The following is a 15,228-nucleotide window of genomic DNA, read 5'->3' as shown; positions in this document are numbered from 1 at the left end:
GGAGCCGCTAATATTGTGAGCTTGCAACTTTGGCTCAAATGCCAGATAATGCTCTAAGGAAAGGGGCCGTTTTGCTTTCTTTGGATTTGGCGATCTGTTCCGGTGGACCTGCCGCTACGACCTGTCCGCCCTCCTCACCAGCCCCCGGACCAATATCGATCACCCAATCGCTGGCAGCGACCACGCGCATGTCGTGCTCTACCACAATCACCGTGTTGCCGGCGTCCACCAACAGGTGGAGCTGGGTCATAAGCCTGTCGACGTCAGCGGGGTGCAGACCGGTGGTGGGCTCGTCTAAGATGTAGAGGGTGTTGCCGCGTTGCGACCGCTGCAGTTCGGTGGCCAGTTTGATGCGCTGCGCCTCACCCCCCGACAGCTCGGTGGCCGGCTGCCCGAGTCGCAGGTAGCCCAGGCCCACTTCGCGGAGCATGGTGAGCGCACGGTGCACGGCGGGCTCCTCGTCAAAAAATTCCCAGGCCGCATCCACCGTCATATCGAGCACCTCGGCGATGTTCTTGTCACGGTAGGTCACTTCCAGGGTCTGGGCATTGTAGCGGGCGCCGTGGCACACGGGGCAGGGGGCGTACACGCTTGGCAAAAAGAGGAGCTCTACCATCACGAAGCCTTCTCCCTGGCAGTTCTCACAGCGTCCCTTGGCGACATTGAAAGAGAAGCGCCCGGCATCGTAGCGACGCTTTCGGGCAAGCGGCGTGCTGGCAAAAAGTTTGCGAACATGGTCGAACAAACCGGTATAGGTGGCCATGTTGGAGCGCGGCGTCCGGCCGATAGGCTTCTGGTCGACACGCACCAGGCGCTTGATCTCTTCCATACCTGCCGTGATGTGGCCTCCGGTGGTGACAGGTATATCACGTTCCAATTCGTCGCCTTCCTCTTCCTCTACAGGCAACTGGTGCCCCAGGTGAGCGGCTACCAGTTCCACCAGCACCTGGCTCACCAGACTGGACTTGCCCGAGCCTGATACGCCCGTTACGGCCGTGAACACGCCCAGCGGAAACTCGGCGGAGAGGCGGTGCAGGTTGTTCCGGCTGACATCACTGAGTTTCAGCCAGCCTTTGGGTACGCGCGGATCGGAGTTGAAGCCCTTTGCTTTTCCGAACAGGTACTCGCCTGTGCGGGAGGCTGCTACTTTTCGTAATCCCTCAGACGGACCACTGTACAGGATCTCGCCACCTTTTTCACCGGCCGCAGGTCCCACATCCACAATCCAGTCGGCATGTCGGATCACTTCCAGGTCGTGCTCTACCACAAAGAGCGAATTGCCCGCTTTTTTGAGGCCGTCGAGTGCCCGGAGCAGCGCCACTTTGTCGGCAGGGTGCAGACCGGCGGAGGGTTCGTCGAGCACATACACCACCCCGAACAGATGCGAGTAAAGCTGCGTGGCCAGGCGCAAGCGCTGCAATTCGCCGGGGGAGAGGGTGGGGGTACTGCGCTCCAGCGATAAGTAACCCAGGCCCAGGTCGAGCAGCACGTCGATGCGGGCACACAGATCATCGGCGATCCGTTTGGCCACGATGGCCTGCTCCGGATGCTCAGCTTCCGTGCGGGAATGGCCCGGCTCGGTGCCTTTTGCAAAAGGTTTCAGAACAGACTGCACCCGTTTCAAAGGCAAACGCGAAAGCTCTGTGATATCGTAGCCCGCAAACTTCACCGACAGTGACTCTGGTCGCAGGCGCTTACCCTGGCAGGTGGGGCAGTCGGTGCTCAGCATATACTGCATCACCCGCTTCTTCATCAGCGGGCTGTTAGTGTTGGCGAAGGTATGGAACACGTGGCGGCGGGCGCTGCTGAAAGTACCCATGTAGTTGGGCTCCTCCTTGCGTTTCAGGGCGCGGCGTGTCTCCTCAGGGGTATAACCAGGGTATACCGGCACCACGGGCTGCTCGTCCGTGAATAGGATCCAGTCGCGGTCTTTCTGTGGCAGCTCGCGCCAGGGCTTGTCTACATCAAAACCCAGGGTCACCAGGATGTCGCGCTGGTTCTGTCCACCCCAGGCCATGGGCCAGGCCGCGATGGCCCGTTCCCGGATGGTAAGCGAGTCGTCGGGTACCATCGACTTTTCCGTGACATCGTACATGCGCCCCAGTCCGTGGCAAGTCGGGCAGGCTCCTTCGGCGGTGTTGGGTGAGAAGGCCTCGGCGTAGATAATCGACTGCCCCTCAGGATAGTCACCGGCCCGGGAGTAGAGCATGCGCAGCAGGTTGGAGAGGGTGGTGACGCTGCCGACTGAGGAGCGGGTAGTGGGCGTGCCGCGCTGCTGCTGCAGGGCCACAGCGGGAGGCAGGCCGTCAATGGCATCTACTTCCGGCACCGCCATCTGGTGAAACAGGCGACGGGCGTAGGGTGACACCGACTCCAGGTAGCGGCGCTGCGCCTCGGCATAGAGCGTGCCGAAAGCCAGGCTGGACTTACCGGAGCCGGACACGCCCGTAAATACCACCAGCGCGTCGCGAGGTATAGAGAGGCTGATGTCTTTGAGGTTATGCTCCCGTGCTCCGCGCACTTCTACAAATCCCTTGAACTGCCCGTTTGTTGTCTGATCCTGTTTTAGATTAGCCATATGCTGTCGTGTAAACTGCGATGCCGCGAAGGTATAGCATCCCATCGCAAAAGAAAATTGTTGTGTGTACGCAGGATGGCGCTCTATGGTAAGGTATAGCGATGCAGAGACGAGGGCTGACAGCGAAAAGAAAGGAATGGCTCAGTCCGGAAACCTGTGCGTGAAGTACGCTTTTTAGAGGTTGTGCCTGTTGCGGAGGGCAATAGCTACCAATGTTTTTTGCGTTCAGGTATAGGCTGGCCACTCGTTCAAGTTAACTACAGTATATGAGCATCCTTATATAGGTATTTCTTTTAAAAGTACAAATACTGCAACTATTAAGGTATAGATTAGTATTTATCTAAACGTAATTCGGAAGCCCGCTCAGGGTGGAAGAGAAAGCACTTTTGAAGACAAACTGAAAAAAACTTATGCTGGCAATGAACTACCGCGGACCGCAACGGGTCCGCATTGACGAAAAACCAGAGCCCAAGATTCTGCATCCCCAGGATGCCATCGTGCGTGTGACGCGCTCATGCATTTGCGGCTCTGACTTACACCTTTACAACGGCAACGTACCCGACACCCGCGTGGGCATGACCTTCGGGCACGAATTTATAGGCGAAGTAATCGAGATTGGCGAAGAGGTACAGAAACTCAAAGTGGGCGATATGATCATCGTGCCATTTAACATCGCCTGCGGCAAATGCCATTTCTGTAAGCAGGGCTTGTTTGGCAACTGCCACGAGTCCAACTCACAGGCTACCGCAGTGGGCGGTATCTTCGGCTACTCGCACACAGCCGGAGGCTACGACGGCGGGCAGGCCGAGTATGTGCGCGTGCCGTATGCCGATGTCGGACCAACCGTTATACCTCCCGGGATGGACCCGGACGATGCCGTGCTGCTGACCGACGTGGTACCAACGGGCTACCAGGCCGCTGAGATGGGCGGTATACAGAAGGGCGACACGGTCGTGATCTTTGGTGCCGGTCCGATCGGCATTATGGCGGCACGCTGCTCCTGGCTCTTCGGCGCCGGTCGTGTCATCGTGATCGACAAAGTGGAGTACCGTCTGGAGTTCGTGCGTAACTACGCCAACTGCGAAGCCTACAATTACGAGGAGATGGATGATCCGGTGGTGTTCGTGAAGAAAACCACGGACTGGATGGGCGCTGATGTGGTGATTGACGCCGTGGGAGCGGAGGCGACCGGTAACGTGATGCAAACCATCACAGGACGCAAACTTTTACTGCAGGCAGGTTCGGCCACGGCCGCGCATTGGGCAGTCAACTCGGTGAAGAAAGGCGGCATTGTGTCAATCGTTGGTATTTACGGCCCGACGGATAACCTCTTCCCGCTTGGCAACGTGGTGAACAAAGGCATCACCATTCGGGCTAACCAGGCATCGGTGAAGCGCCTGCTGCCGAGGCTGATCGACCACGTGCAGAACGGCATCCTCAATCCGAAGGCACTGATCACGCACCGCATACCGCTGGAGGACGTGGCAGACGCCTACCATATTTTTTCAGAGAAACTGGACAACTGTATCAAGCCTGTCCTGATTCCGCCATCAGCCAGATAAAGGAGAAAAAGACCATGGAAAACAAGACACCAAAAGATTATTCGCATATAAAAGGCTGGGGTATCGACGCCGATCCGAAGAACGACCCGACCTACCCCATGAAACACCGCACCGACGCCGAGCAGGAAGGCTACAGCTGGGATCGGCCGACACTGCAGGACGTAAACATCGAAGTGCTACATTCCATTGAGCGACCCAACGTAACGGCCGTGTTTGGAACCTCTACACCCCCCAGCGGACTAAGCGGCATGATCCGGCGCTATGCGTTTAAGCACAGCGAAAACAGCTACCTGCACTGGCTGCCTCTGCTGATGGCAGACCGCGTGAATGTGGTGGAGGGCGTGATCGATGATTTTGCCAAAGGCACTGTGCCGAACATATTTGCCGAGAAGGGCTGGAAAGCTGACTGGGAGCACAACCGCAGCGGGCTTATCCAAAAAGTAGGCATCATGGCTTTGGTGGCCACTGCAGCCGTAGTGTTACTCACACGCAAGAAGGATTAGCTGAAGGGTTAGACAATAGCCAAAAGAAAGGCAGCTGCTGTAGAGCGGCTGCCTTTCCTGTTTTAGCCGGTAACCGGAAGCTGTACTTGTCCGAGCGCATCAATGATGGCAGCTGCTGTGGCTGCACTGTACTGGCTACGGATCGCATCCTCGTTGATGACAAAGGCGGGGGCGGCCGGGTCGCCGTCAATGGTATAGGCCTGATCTGTTTTTTTGCTTTCATGCCGCGCAGCCTCCTGTGTCACGCTGCTGATCAGTGCGCTGGCACGGTGATCGAAAGCCGTCCAGATGAGTCGCTCCGGGCTCACTCCGTTTTTGAACTCGTCCGGAAATCGCCTGTGCGCCTCTTCTTTAATAGCCTTTGGGTCTAGCTCATTTATTTCGCATACCTGCTCAAACAACGCCATGTCCCTGTTGATCTGGTCTTCCATAGTTTTCGATTTTGTGATAGCTCTACTTACGTAAAGGGACCGTTGAAAGTCGGGACAGCACAAGGCTTAACCGCCCTAGTCCCAATCCACGATGTCGTCTTCCTCGTCGTCCGCCTCGTCAAAAGATACATCGTCTTCCTCCCATTCATCGGTCACGTATACCTCGTCGGCTATGTCGTTCAATGTTTCGGGGTCATCCTGCGCAGCATCAGCGTTTAAGTGATGCAGCAGCAAATCTTCCAGCGCAGGTATGGCCGCGAATCCTGCTTCGGTCAGGGCAATCAATTCACCGCGCTGCAGGAAGCGGTTGGTGTCGAGGAGCACTTCGTAAATGGGGGTGTGGATGTGCTTCGGGATTCTGAACAGGCGTGGATCGCGTTTGTCGAAAGGTGTGGGCACCGTGGAGGTATAGAGGTAAGGCAACAGGGTCTTGGAGCAACTCATGGCGATGCGGTCGATGCGGTGCGCCTGAAAGTAATCCTGCAGGCGGGTGTTGATGTTCTCGAAAAACTCCGCTGTTTCACCCAGTCTCACACGGGAACCCGCTCTTGACTTGCCTTTAGTCTTGAGGTACTTGATCTGGCTCTTGCCCTGTTTCTGGCGCACCATGTAAGAGCGGAACACCTTGTGATTCAGGCATTGGCCATTCTCAAAATAACCCATGGCGCAGTGGCCGGCCTGAATGAGCAGGATCACGTAGTTTTGTTTTCGGCCGCCCTCCGGATTATGATAAGAGGATGTGATCGGCAGCCTGAAACCAACCAGCTCGAGCCCGTCTTCGCCCATTAACAGGAGCCGGTGCTTCTCTGGGTCATACGCCTGCCTGATGGAGGAGCTGCGGAGAGACTGCAGGAGAGTGGCGGCTACCTGGGCAGGTATAAATCGGTTCATGTTCTGTTGCTTGTTGCGGACTGACGGGTTGTAAAGATACAAGCAGGAGGCATTTACCCGTCCTTATGCGAAAGAATAAAGCAGCATTCTGATTTGAAATAAAAGATGGGCAAACCGACTCACTCTTTTTTAAAGTACACGCTAAAGGTAGTGCCCTGACCAATCTCGCTCTCCACTTCAATGCGCCCCTCGGCATTCTCCACAATTTTTTTGACCATGTAAAGCCCGATGCCGGAGCCCTCCACGTGATCGTGCAAACGGGTAAACATGGAGAAGATCTTAGCCACACCACTCGGCTTCATACCTAGTCCGTTGTCACGCACTTTCAGCAATATGTCATTCCCTGCTATTTCACAGCTGATCTTAATGTCTGGCGTACGCGCCGGGTCTCTGTATTTCAGGGCATTGGAGAGCAGGTTGTAGAGGATGGAGCGCAGATTCTTTTCTGAAAACCGGATAGCCCTACAGGCTTCTACGTTTACCTCAATGCGGGCACCTATACTCTCAATCTGGGCACTGAGGTCAAGCTCAATGTCGTGTATGAGGTCAGTCAGGTTAACTTCAGATGCCTCCTGGTTATGCTCCTTCTGGAGTTTGGTCACATCGGTCAGGTGATCGATGGTGCGCTTAAACCGGCTGATGGAGCTTTCAATCATCCCGATCACTTGTGTTAGTGGCTCCGACGATTGTACTTCGTCCGGGATGGATTCGATCAGGATGAGCAGCAGGCGCTCAATGTTGTAGATCGGGGCTTTCAGGTCGTGCGAGGCAGCGTAGATGAAGTTGTCCAGGTCGATGTTGGTGCGGGTAAGCTGTGCGTTGGTTTCTGAGAGCTCACGGTTGGTATCGGCCAGTTGCAGCGTGAGCGCACGGGCCTCCTGCTCGCTTTCTTCCAGTTTCAGGCGGGAAATGGATTGCTCGGTAATGTCTTGCACCAGGGTATAGAAGCCGGCTACTTCACCGTCTCTTATGTCGGGCACGTAGCTGGTGTGGATGTGCTTCACAAAGTCCTCGCGGTAGGGCATGCGGCTCTCGAAGTCGAGGTGCTCACCGGCCAATGCCCGGTCGATGTACTGTTTCACGCCGGCGTAGGCTTTCTCACCTATAACCTCCCGCACGGGCCTGCCCAGCAGGTCGCTTGCCTTTAGCGGAAACCAGGCTTCGTAGGCCTTGTTCGTAAACCGGTATTTTTCTTCTTTGTCCAGGTAGCCGATGAGCACCGGCAAGGCATCCGTGATCAGGCGCAGCTGCTCTACGCTCTGCTCCACTTTCTGTCGCGACTTCACCTGCTCTGTCACATCATGGGCAAATACGAGCACACCGTCTATCTCGCCTCTTTCATCACGGCGCGCCTGGTAGGTAAACGTAAAATAGATTTCCTCCGGAGTGCCGTCGTCGTGGCGCGACAGCATGAGCGGATACTCTACTGCTTCAAAGTTCTCGCCTGTTCGGTATACCTGCTCCAAAATCCCGGGAATAGGGGTGCCCTGTAGTTCCGGGAAAACCTTGAGCAGGTTTTTGCCGATCATGTTTTTGCCGGGGAACACTTTTTTGAAGGCCGGATTGATCAGCTGAAAGGTAAACTCGGGGCCTTCCACGACCAGAAAGGGGGTGGGGGCATTCATGAAAATAGTATGCAGGCGGTTGCGCTGCGCCTCAATGGCCGCTTTGGAGAGCTCCAACTCGGCTGTGCGTTCACTGATGCGCCTCTCCAGTTCCTGGTTCAGGCGCAGCAGCGCCTCCTGGGTAAGGTATAGCTCCTTGTTGGCAGCCTCCATCTTTCGCCGCGACTCTACCTGTAGGGTCACCTCGAAGGCAAACACCATGATACCGTCAATATTGCCGTCAAGGTTTCGAATAGCCTGGTAAGTGAAGTTAAAGTATTTATTGCCTAAGACGCCGGAGTTCGTATGGTCTAAGCGCACCAGCATTTCGTGCGCGTTTTCGCTCTCGCCGGTTTGGTATACCTTGTTGAGCATCCCGATTACAGCCTGCTCTTCCAGCTCGGGCATGGCCTCCAGAATGGGCTTGCCCAGTATAGGCCGATTACCGACCAGTTGCTGATACGACGGGTTGGCAAAGCTGAAAACATGTTGCGGCCCTTCCAGGATGCAGATCATGGCGGGCGCCTGCATAAAAATATTGTGCAGTTTGCGCCGCTCCAGTTCAGCCTCAGCTCGGGCAGCCACCAGCTCGGCTTTGGTCATTTTCTGCTCGCCGTGCAGTTGCTTTACTTTCTGTTCAGTCTGCTGCAGTTTCCCTTGCACCAGCACTTGCTCTGTCACATCCAGCACCTTGTTGATGATGTAACTGATGTTGCCTTCTTCGTCCAGCACGGGCGTATTGGAAACCAGCCAGTATCTTTCCTGGAACTCCCCGGTCCCCGGTGGCAACTGCACATCGTAGCGCTGCACCCCCATATGATGCGTCTCTTTATGTTGCAGCACCCATTCCAGCGAGTTTCTCAGATTAAGGGTGGCGTCCGGCTCCACGAGGTCCGGGTTGTCGGGAAATGCGTCGAACAGATAACGCCCTTTGATATCCTCTATTTTCAGGCGAGTGACTTCCAGATAGGCCTTGCTGGCTCCTAGTAAGATGAAGTCGGTGGAGATGAAGAGGTAGAGGTCAGGGACGAACTCAAATGCGTGTAAAACTTCTGAAGAGATGGGCTGGGTTGATGTCATGCGGGGCGTGAACCTGAATTTTTTAAATATCTTTATTCTTAAAGACAATTCAAAAACCTAATTGTTAAAAGCGATCATGCCAACCCGAAAAAAATAACAGGAGACGCGCTGCGATTTTCGTACCCACCGGGCAGGCGCCTGCGTATAGGCGACAGGTATAGCCTATCTAAACTGACGATCCTGCCGCATGAGATGGACACTGGTTTTATTGCTGCTGCTCAGTGCCTGCGCTACCCAGCGACAGACAGGGGCTGATGAGGAAGCTATACCTGCCGCCGGCAAACGGGTGCCCAAACTGTACGCTCCTGCCATTTACGCCAAACCCACCATCAGCCCCGCCAGATCAGCGCTCAGCCCGCAAGAGGCCACGGGAGGAAACTTTTACGCTACCCGCCCATCCGGAAGATCGCCTATACCTGCTGCATCCCGAACAGCGATACCTTCCGCAACTGCTCCCGGCAGGGTAAAGACCCGCACCGTATACCTGCGCGATACCCTGGCGCTCGATTCGCTAAGCCGTGAGCTGCAGATCGAGCAACTGGCAAACCAGGCCATGCGCGGCAGGCTGAAGTCCACCGAAAGCGAGCGCGACTACTGGCAGGACAAGAACGAACAGAAATTCTGGACCCTGATCGCGATGGCTGTTTTCGCCTTCCTGTACATCCTGTTCCGGGTGCTGGCTTCGCGCATCAAAGAAACCTGAGTCCCTGCGTCAGGATAACCGTAATCCGCTGCCCTCGTTTAAAAAAGGAAGTATTATTTTAAACCTGATTAAAAACTATGAACAGACGAGACAGAGATCGCTACGATCACGACAACTACGACCGCGACTACAGCGGAGACGCCGGTTACGACCGCAACGATGAGCACTACCACAGCGCCCGCAACCTGACCAACGAGTTTGAGCAGGAGTACCGCAGCCATCACCCGGAAATGCGGGATGAGCGTTACAATCGCAGCAACATAAGCCACAGCTACCACGAGGGCAACATGGGCGATGGCTATGAGCGCATGCGCGAAGGTAGAAGCACTACGCGCCGCGATTCCGACTATAACATGAATTACGGCGAGCGCGACAGAGGGAACTGGGGCGATAGCCGCAACCGCGGCCAAAACTGGTCTGATGCGGAACGCTACGGCACATCTGGCAGGTATAGCCAGCGAGGCGATGATTATAACCGGGACCGTGACATGCGCCAACACAACTGGTCCGGCAGCACTGACCGCTTCAACACCCAGGAACGCAGCAGCCAACTGGACATGGACCGCAGCAGCCGCATGAACCAGGACCGCATGCGCGAAGGCTACGGTATTTCGGACTATGGCCGCATGCGACCTACAGAGAACATCCACTCTAGCAGGGGCATCCCGAACGCGGGCATTACCAGCAGCTTTGAAGATGATTACGGCACAGACCTGGACAGCAGCCGCAGCAGCCGCATATCGTCGGGCAACTACGGCGGCTATGGCTCGCAGGGCGGTGGCTACAGCCGCAACCGCGACGATCGCTACTAGTGCCAGGAGTTGAACAGACCCATAACAGGACAGCCACTGCCGAAAGGTGGCGGCTGTTTTTTTTGTGCGCTTGCGTTGTGCTTCTGCGAACTCAGATTTAATTCAGCAATGTTAAACTGTTCGTGTCTTCAGATGCTAGACCTGAGTTTGGCTGCGGCAGGCTGCTGTTTTACTGGTTTGGAAAAGCTGCAGGCTCTCTGACTCAACCCTGCGCAGGTATAGGAGTATGAAGAGATAAAAAGATCCGATGGAAAAGGAAAAGCAATTGCGCGATCATCTGGAAAAGCTGATGCGGATGGGACAGGCTTTTCGGCCGGCAGACGAACTGCTGCAGGATATCAGTGTGCAGGAAGCTGGCAAGCGGGTACCGGGCCTGCCCTATACCATCTGGCAGCTGCTCGAGCACCTGCGCTTTGCCCAGCACGACATCCTCGACTTTTGCCGCAACCCCAACTACCAGACCCCCGACTGGCCCGACGATTACTGGCCCGCAGCGGAAGCGCCAACCGACCAGGCCGCCCTCGACCAGACCCTGCAAACCATCAACCGTGACCTGGAGGCCATGGTACAGCTGGTGCAGGATAATGAAAACGACCTGTTTGCACCCATTCCACACGGTAGCGGGCAAACGTTGCTGCGCGAAGCCATGCTGGTGGCCGAACACAACGCCTACCATCTGGGCCAGATCGTGGTGCTCCGCCGTTTCATAGGGAATGCAGCTTTCTGAACGAAAGAAGCTGCCGCCCTGACAGGCTATACCTGAGCCTTAGGTATAGCCACTGCTATTGTTCAAGGTATAAGCGCCCCGCCGTCCACGGCTTTCCATCGTAAAACAGGATAGGAGAGGGTGTGAACATGGAATTGAGTCAGCAACAGCGGGAACGAAAACTGCTCCTCATCAAGGTCGTGCATACGGTGGTGTGGGTGTTTTACAATGTGGTGATCTTTTACCTGCTCTATGCCGTGCTCACCAACCGGATCGATCAATGGGTTTGGATCTGCCTGGGCCTGATCGTGCTGGAGGGGCTGGTGCTGCTGGTGTTCAAAAAAATGTGCCCCATTACGGTGGTGGCCCGGCGCTACTCCGACTCCACCCGCGATAATTTTGATATTTTTCTGCCTAACTGGCTGGCCCGGTATAATAAAGAGATCTATACCACGATCGTTTTCATCAGTGTGCTTATATTGGTGTACCGTTTGGCGATGACCTGATGTGGCAGCGTATAAAAACCTGAAAAGCAACAGCATGAAAAGCTACCTGTACAGAAATTCTATTCAGCTGTTGCTGTGCTGGCTTGTGCTGGCCGCGCCGGGACACCTGGCTGCCCAGCACAAGCCAATCAAATTCGCGGCAACGGATGTGAAAGCCGATCTGGCCTATGCCTACGAGACGCTGCAAAAAGCACATTTCAATCTATACGCCTATGTGAGCAAGCCCGACTACGATGCGGCTTATCAGGACTTGCTGCAGTCGATCCGGAAGGACTCGCTCAGCTTGCTGGAGACGACCCTGCTCATGCAGCGGCTGCTGGCAATCGGCAACGTGGGGCATTGCGAGGTCGACTTCCCAGCGGGCTCGTACATCGCCTACGCAACGCAGGGCGGCACGGTGTTTCCGCTCGAACTGGCCTTTGAAGACGGCAAAGCCTTTGTGCGCAAAAGCTATACCCCGGACTCCACGATCAGGGCGGGCGACCAGCTGCTGCAGCTCAACGGCAAACCCATCCAGAGAATCCAGACCGCCATCCATCCCTACCTGTCGGCGGAGCGGCCGTATTTCAAAGACGCCAAACTGGAGTTCTGGTCTTTTCCCCGCTATTACTGGGCTGTGTTCGGTGAGCAGGATTCCTTCAAAGTGAAAGTGAAACGGGCCGGTGGCAAACGCAGCACCCATACCCTCCAGGCTATGACGGTGATGGGCTATGAAGCCAGCCGGGGAGGGGAGATCCTCAAAAATGAGCGCTCTTTCAGGTATAGCGATGATGTGGCCTATCTGCATCCCGGTCCCTTCAGTTCGCCGGAGCCAGATGGGGAGGCGCAGTTCAGGGCCTTCGTAGACAGTGCGTTTGCAGCCATCAACGCCAATCAGGCCCAATACCTGATCCTGGACCTGCGCAACAACGCCGGGGGGCACAACACCTTCAGCGACTACCTGATCGCCTATTTTGCCGACAAGCCTTTCCGTTGGTTTTCGGAGTTTACCGTCAGGACCAGTGAGGTGCTCAAGACCCAGACCCGAAAGCAGTACCCCGATGCTATACGTGACGAGTACACCCGCCAGATCCTGGAAACCCCGGACGATGCCACCTTCGCCTACGCCCAAACTATGCAGCAGCCTATGCCGGAGGCCCAGCGCTTCAAGGGCAAGGTATACGTGCTCGTCAACCGGCAGTCCTACTCCATGGCGGCCGTGAGCGGCGCCCTGATCCAGGACTACGGCTTTGGCGAGATCGTGGGAGAGGAGACCGGCGACACACCCACCCTTTATGCTGCGCAGTTCAGTTTTCAGCTGCCCCGCACGAGCGTGGAACTGAAGGTGCCCAAAGGCTACATTGTACGGCCGAACGGCGACGAGCAACTGGCCGGCCTTATACCTGACCACCGGGTGCGCGACCACCTGCTCGACGAAGAAGACGAAATCCTGCGCTATACCCTGGAAAAGCTCATCCAGCCCCAACGTGAATCCTCGGCCCAAAAGTAAACCACCTATGTCTGGAGAACCTAAGAAAGATCCGAAACCTGTCAACGGGCGCCTGACAAACGCCTGTACCAGCCTGCAGGTAGCCGGGCAGTTGGTACGCTTTTATCGACGGAATTTCATGGCAAAACCAGGCAAATATTCCGATGAGAATCAGGCAGGCGAATACAGCAGTCCGGTTTGCTACGCCCACCTGCGGGAGTTTCGGGAGGGGTTCTGAGCAGGGTGGCTCAACATGGTGAATACTGCGACTTAACTTGGTGAACACTTCTGCATCGCGATGAAAGCTACTTTCTTCTGGAGACGCAGCGATTCTTTTTAAGGTATAGCATGCCATTTGATGAATCGTTCACAACGGCTATACCTGCTGTGAGCGATTTTTTGTCGTATCTTCACCCCCATGCCAAAATCAAAGAAACTACAGAACGTTACGATTGCAGAAGTATTCAGGACCATCATCTGGCCGCGTCGAAGGTATCTTGCGGTCGGGTTGGTGCTGATCGTCATCAGTCGCCTGGCAGGTCTGGTGCTGCCGGGTGCGAGTAAGTTTCTCATCGATGATGTGATCCCGACCGGAGACAGCACCATGCTCAAATGGCTGATCGGGGCCGTGCTGGCGGCCATAGTCATTCAGTCGGTTACTTCCTTTGCACTCACCCAAATACTGAGTGTGGAGGCCCAGCACCTCATCTCTCAATTGCGCGCCAAAGTGCAGCGTCACATCATGCAGCTGCCCATCCGCTTTTTCGACAATACCAAAACCGGCGAACTGGTGTCGCGCATCATGACCGATGTGGAGGGGGTGCGAAACCTCGTCGGCACCGGCTTTGCGCAGATGATCGGCGGCGTCCTGACCTCACTCATATGCCTCGTGCTGCTGATTTATATCAGTCCGCTGATGACAGGTTTTGCGCTCATCCCGGTGGCCATTTTTGGAGTGATCTCCCTCAAAGCCTTCGGTAAGATCCGGCCGATCTTCCGGGAGCGCGGCGTGATCAATGCCGAAGTGACGGGTCGCCTGACGGAAACGCTGGGCGGTGTGCGCGTGATCAAAGGCTTCAATGCGGAGGCGCAGGAAATCAAGACCTTTGAAGATGGCGTGACGCGACTTTTCCTGAACGTGAAACAGAGCCTGACCACGACCAGCATGGTGACCTCTGCCGCTACCTTGTTGCTGGGCATTGCCTCGGCGGGCATCATGGGCATCGGCGGCTACCTGATCATGAAGGGCGAGATGACCTTTGGCGACTTTCTGGCCTTTACGCTATACCTGGGTTTTATGATCGCCCCGATCCTGCAAATGAGCAACATCGGAAGCCAGTTCACGGAAGCCTTCGCCGGCCTCGACCGCACTCAGGAAATACTGAACACACCGCTGGAGGATGCCCATGGAACCCGGACGCTCAAGCTCGATCACATTCAGGGTGACATCGTGTTCGACCGCGTGTCTTTTGGGTATGAAACCGGAAAGGATGTGGTGAAGGAGATCAGCTTCCGGGCGCCTGCCGGCTCTGTCACGGCATTGGTGGGCACTTCGGGCTCCGGTAAAACGACGATTGCGGGGCTCGCTGCCTCGTTCCTGAACCCCGACAGTGGCACTATTACCGTAGACGGGCACGACCTGCAGAGCATCAGTTTGCAGAGCTACCGCAGTCAGCTGGGCGTGGTGCTGCAGGACGATTTTCTGTTCGAGGGCAGCATCCGGCAGAACATCCTATTCCCGCGTCCTCAGGCTACAGAGGAACAGCTGATGCAGGCGGTAGAGGCCGCTCATGTGCAGGAATTCACCAACCGTTTCCCGGAGGGCCTGGACACGCTGATCGGGGAGCGGGGTGTGAAGCTGTCAGGTGGGCAGCGACAGCGCATTGCCATTGCACGGGCTATCCTGGCTGACCCGCGCATCCTTATCCTGGACGAGGCCACCTCCAACCTCGACACCGAAAGCGAGAGCCTGATACAGGCCAGCCTCAAGACCCTGATGCAGGGCCGCACCACCTTTGTCATCGCCCACCGCCTCAGCACCATCCGGCAGGCCGACCAGATCCTGGTGATCGAGCAGGGCTGCATCGCCGAGCAGGGCCGCCATGAAGAACTGCTGGAGAAGCAGGGGCGTTACTATCAACTCTATACCTATCAGGCCAGAATTTGATGTGGTAGCGGTTGTGAATGTGTAGGCTGTTTTCCTGGTTTTAAAGTGGCAGTAGGTATAGCTGCTTTTGCTATGCGGATTGCAAATCCACAGCCATTGACTTCCGGATTGCAAATCCGAATGAGCTCTTGTTCCACAACTGTAAGAGCGGGGGGCACCGGTTTTGTGGATAGGCCGCCCGCTCCGTAGCTTCACACCCCTGCAGTCCCCTCAAGGG

The 15,228-nt window shown here is 55.9% G+C and carries 13 protein-coding genes; 9 read left to right on the top strand and 4 right to left on the bottom strand.

From position 1 onward, the window contains the following. Nucleotides 1-34: 34 nt before the first annotated feature. Nucleotides 35-2,578 carry an excinuclease ABC subunit UvrA gene (gene uvrA, locus IEV97_RS02850; protein ID WP_188499982.1) on the bottom strand — a complete coding sequence of 848 codons (2,544 nt, stop codon included), beginning with the start codon at nucleotides 2,576-2,578 and terminating at the stop codon, nucleotides 35-37. Nucleotides 2,579-2,988: 410 nt separating this feature from the next. On the opposite strand from uvrA, the gene IEV97_RS02845 reads away from it, so the two are divergent. Next, nucleotides 2,989-4,140 (top strand): zinc-dependent alcohol dehydrogenase, encoded by a 1,152-nt coding sequence (locus tag IEV97_RS02845; RefSeq protein ID WP_188499981.1) that lies wholly within the window; start codon nucleotides 2,989-2,991, stop codon nucleotides 4,138-4,140. 14 nt (nucleotides 4,141-4,154) lie between these two features. Continuing rightward, nucleotides 4,155-4,643 (top strand): hypothetical protein, encoded by a 489-nt coding sequence (locus IEV97_RS02840; RefSeq protein WP_188499980.1) that lies wholly within the window; start codon nucleotides 4,155-4,157, stop codon nucleotides 4,641-4,643. 62 nt (nucleotides 4,644-4,705) lie between these two features. Here IEV97_RS02840 and IEV97_RS02835 read toward each other — a convergent pair whose 3' ends face one another. The 3 genes from IEV97_RS02835 to IEV97_RS02825 form a co-directional block, all read right to left on the bottom strand. Then, the gene (locus tag IEV97_RS02835; protein WP_188499979.1) at nucleotides 4,706-5,074 is read right to left on the bottom strand and encodes a hypothetical protein; all 369 of its coding nucleotides are present in this window, start codon (nucleotides 5,072-5,074) and stop codon (nucleotides 4,706-4,708) included. A 75-nt stretch (nucleotides 5,075-5,149) separates the two neighbouring features. Continuing rightward, nucleotides 5,150-5,965: a VLRF1 family release factor gene (locus tag IEV97_RS02830; RefSeq protein WP_188499978.1), complete on the bottom strand. Its 816-nt coding sequence runs from the start codon at nucleotides 5,963-5,965 to the stop codon at nucleotides 5,150-5,152. A gap of 119 nt (nucleotides 5,966-6,084) precedes the next feature. After that, nucleotides 6,085-8,649: a PAS domain-containing protein gene (locus tag IEV97_RS02825; protein WP_188499977.1), complete on the bottom strand. Its 2,565-nt coding sequence runs from the start codon at nucleotides 8,647-8,649 to the stop codon at nucleotides 6,085-6,087. Nucleotides 8,650-8,836: 187 nt separating this feature from the next. Between IEV97_RS02825 and IEV97_RS02820 the strand changes: the two genes are divergently transcribed. The 7 genes from IEV97_RS02820 to IEV97_RS02790 all read left to right on the top strand — a co-directional run bounded on the left by IEV97_RS02820 (nucleotide 8,837) and on the right by IEV97_RS02790 (nucleotide 15,011). Beyond that, a complete protein-coding gene (locus IEV97_RS02820; RefSeq protein ID WP_188499976.1) occupies nucleotides 8,837-9,352 on the top strand; it encodes a hypothetical protein in 516 nt (171 codons plus the stop codon). 77 nt (nucleotides 9,353-9,429) lie between these two features. After that, nucleotides 9,430-10,164 (top strand): hypothetical protein, encoded by a 735-nt coding sequence (locus IEV97_RS02815; RefSeq protein ID WP_188499975.1) that lies wholly within the window; start codon nucleotides 9,430-9,432, stop codon nucleotides 10,162-10,164. A gap of 247 nt (nucleotides 10,165-10,411) precedes the next feature. After that, the gene (locus tag IEV97_RS02810; protein WP_188499974.1) at nucleotides 10,412-10,891 is read left to right on the top strand and encodes a DinB family protein; all 480 of its coding nucleotides are present in this window, start codon (nucleotides 10,412-10,414) and stop codon (nucleotides 10,889-10,891) included. A gap of 128 nt (nucleotides 10,892-11,019) precedes the next feature. Further along, nucleotides 11,020-11,376 (top strand): hypothetical protein, encoded by a 357-nt coding sequence (locus IEV97_RS02805; RefSeq protein ID WP_188499973.1) that lies wholly within the window; start codon nucleotides 11,020-11,022, stop codon nucleotides 11,374-11,376. A gap of 34 nt (nucleotides 11,377-11,410) precedes the next feature. Then, nucleotides 11,411-12,865 (top strand): S41 family peptidase, encoded by a 1,455-nt coding sequence (locus tag IEV97_RS02800; protein WP_188499972.1) that lies wholly within the window; start codon nucleotides 11,411-11,413, stop codon nucleotides 12,863-12,865. Between the two features lie 7 nt (nucleotides 12,866-12,872). Then, complete coding sequence (locus tag IEV97_RS02795; RefSeq protein WP_188499971.1) at nucleotides 12,873-13,082, top strand: hypothetical protein; 210 nt, start codon at nucleotides 12,873-12,875, stop codon at nucleotides 13,080-13,082. A gap of 180 nt (nucleotides 13,083-13,262) precedes the next feature. Further along, complete coding sequence (locus tag IEV97_RS02790) at nucleotides 13,263-15,011, top strand: ABC transporter ATP-binding protein (RefSeq protein WP_188499970.1); 1,749 nt, start codon at nucleotides 13,263-13,265, stop codon at nucleotides 15,009-15,011. Nucleotides 15,012-15,228: the final 217 nt, after the last annotated feature.

The organism is Pontibacter amylolyticus (assembly GCF_014638845.1).
GTDB classification, from domain to species: domain Bacteria; phylum Bacteroidota; class Bacteroidia; order Cytophagales; family Hymenobacteraceae; genus Pontibacter; species Pontibacter amylolyticus.
Note: the sequence above shows the minus strand (reverse complement) of the source record. Positions and strands in the feature narration are given on the sequence as shown.

Excerpts from the sequence above, each read along its gene's own strand:
- uvrA (WP_188499982.1), bottom strand. The coding sequence starts at position 2,578 with ATGGCTAATCTAAAACAGGATCAGACAACAAACGGGCAGTTCAAGGGA.
- IEV97_RS02845 (WP_188499981.1), top strand. The coding sequence starts at position 2,989 with ATGCTGGCAATGAACTACCGCGGACCGCAACGGGTCCGCATTGACGAA.
- IEV97_RS02840 (WP_188499980.1), top strand. The coding sequence starts at position 4,155 with ATGGAAAACAAGACACCAAAAGATTATTCGCATATAAAAGGCTGGGGT.
- IEV97_RS02835 (WP_188499979.1), bottom strand. The coding sequence starts at position 5,074 with ATGGAAGACCAGATCAACAGGGACATGGCGTTGTTTGAGCAGGTATGC.
- IEV97_RS02830 (WP_188499978.1), bottom strand. The coding sequence starts at position 5,965 with ATGAACCGATTTATACCTGCCCAGGTAGCCGCCACTCTCCTGCAGTCT.
- IEV97_RS02825 (WP_188499977.1), bottom strand. The coding sequence starts at position 8,649 with ATGACATCAACCCAGCCCATCTCTTCAGAAGTTTTACACGCATTTGAG.
- IEV97_RS02820 (WP_188499976.1), top strand. The coding sequence starts at position 8,837 with ATGAGATGGACACTGGTTTTATTGCTGCTGCTCAGTGCCTGCGCTACC.
- IEV97_RS02815 (WP_188499975.1), top strand. The coding sequence starts at position 9,430 with ATGAACAGACGAGACAGAGATCGCTACGATCACGACAACTACGACCGC.
- IEV97_RS02810 (WP_188499974.1), top strand. The coding sequence starts at position 10,412 with ATGGAAAAGGAAAAGCAATTGCGCGATCATCTGGAAAAGCTGATGCGG.
- IEV97_RS02805 (WP_188499973.1), top strand. The coding sequence starts at position 11,020 with ATGGAATTGAGTCAGCAACAGCGGGAACGAAAACTGCTCCTCATCAAG.
- IEV97_RS02800 (WP_188499972.1), top strand. The coding sequence starts at position 11,411 with ATGAAAAGCTACCTGTACAGAAATTCTATTCAGCTGTTGCTGTGCTGG.
- IEV97_RS02795 (WP_188499971.1), top strand. The coding sequence starts at position 12,873 with ATGTCTGGAGAACCTAAGAAAGATCCGAAACCTGTCAACGGGCGCCTG.
- IEV97_RS02790 (WP_188499970.1), top strand. The coding sequence starts at position 13,263 with ATGCCAAAATCAAAGAAACTACAGAACGTTACGATTGCAGAAGTATTC.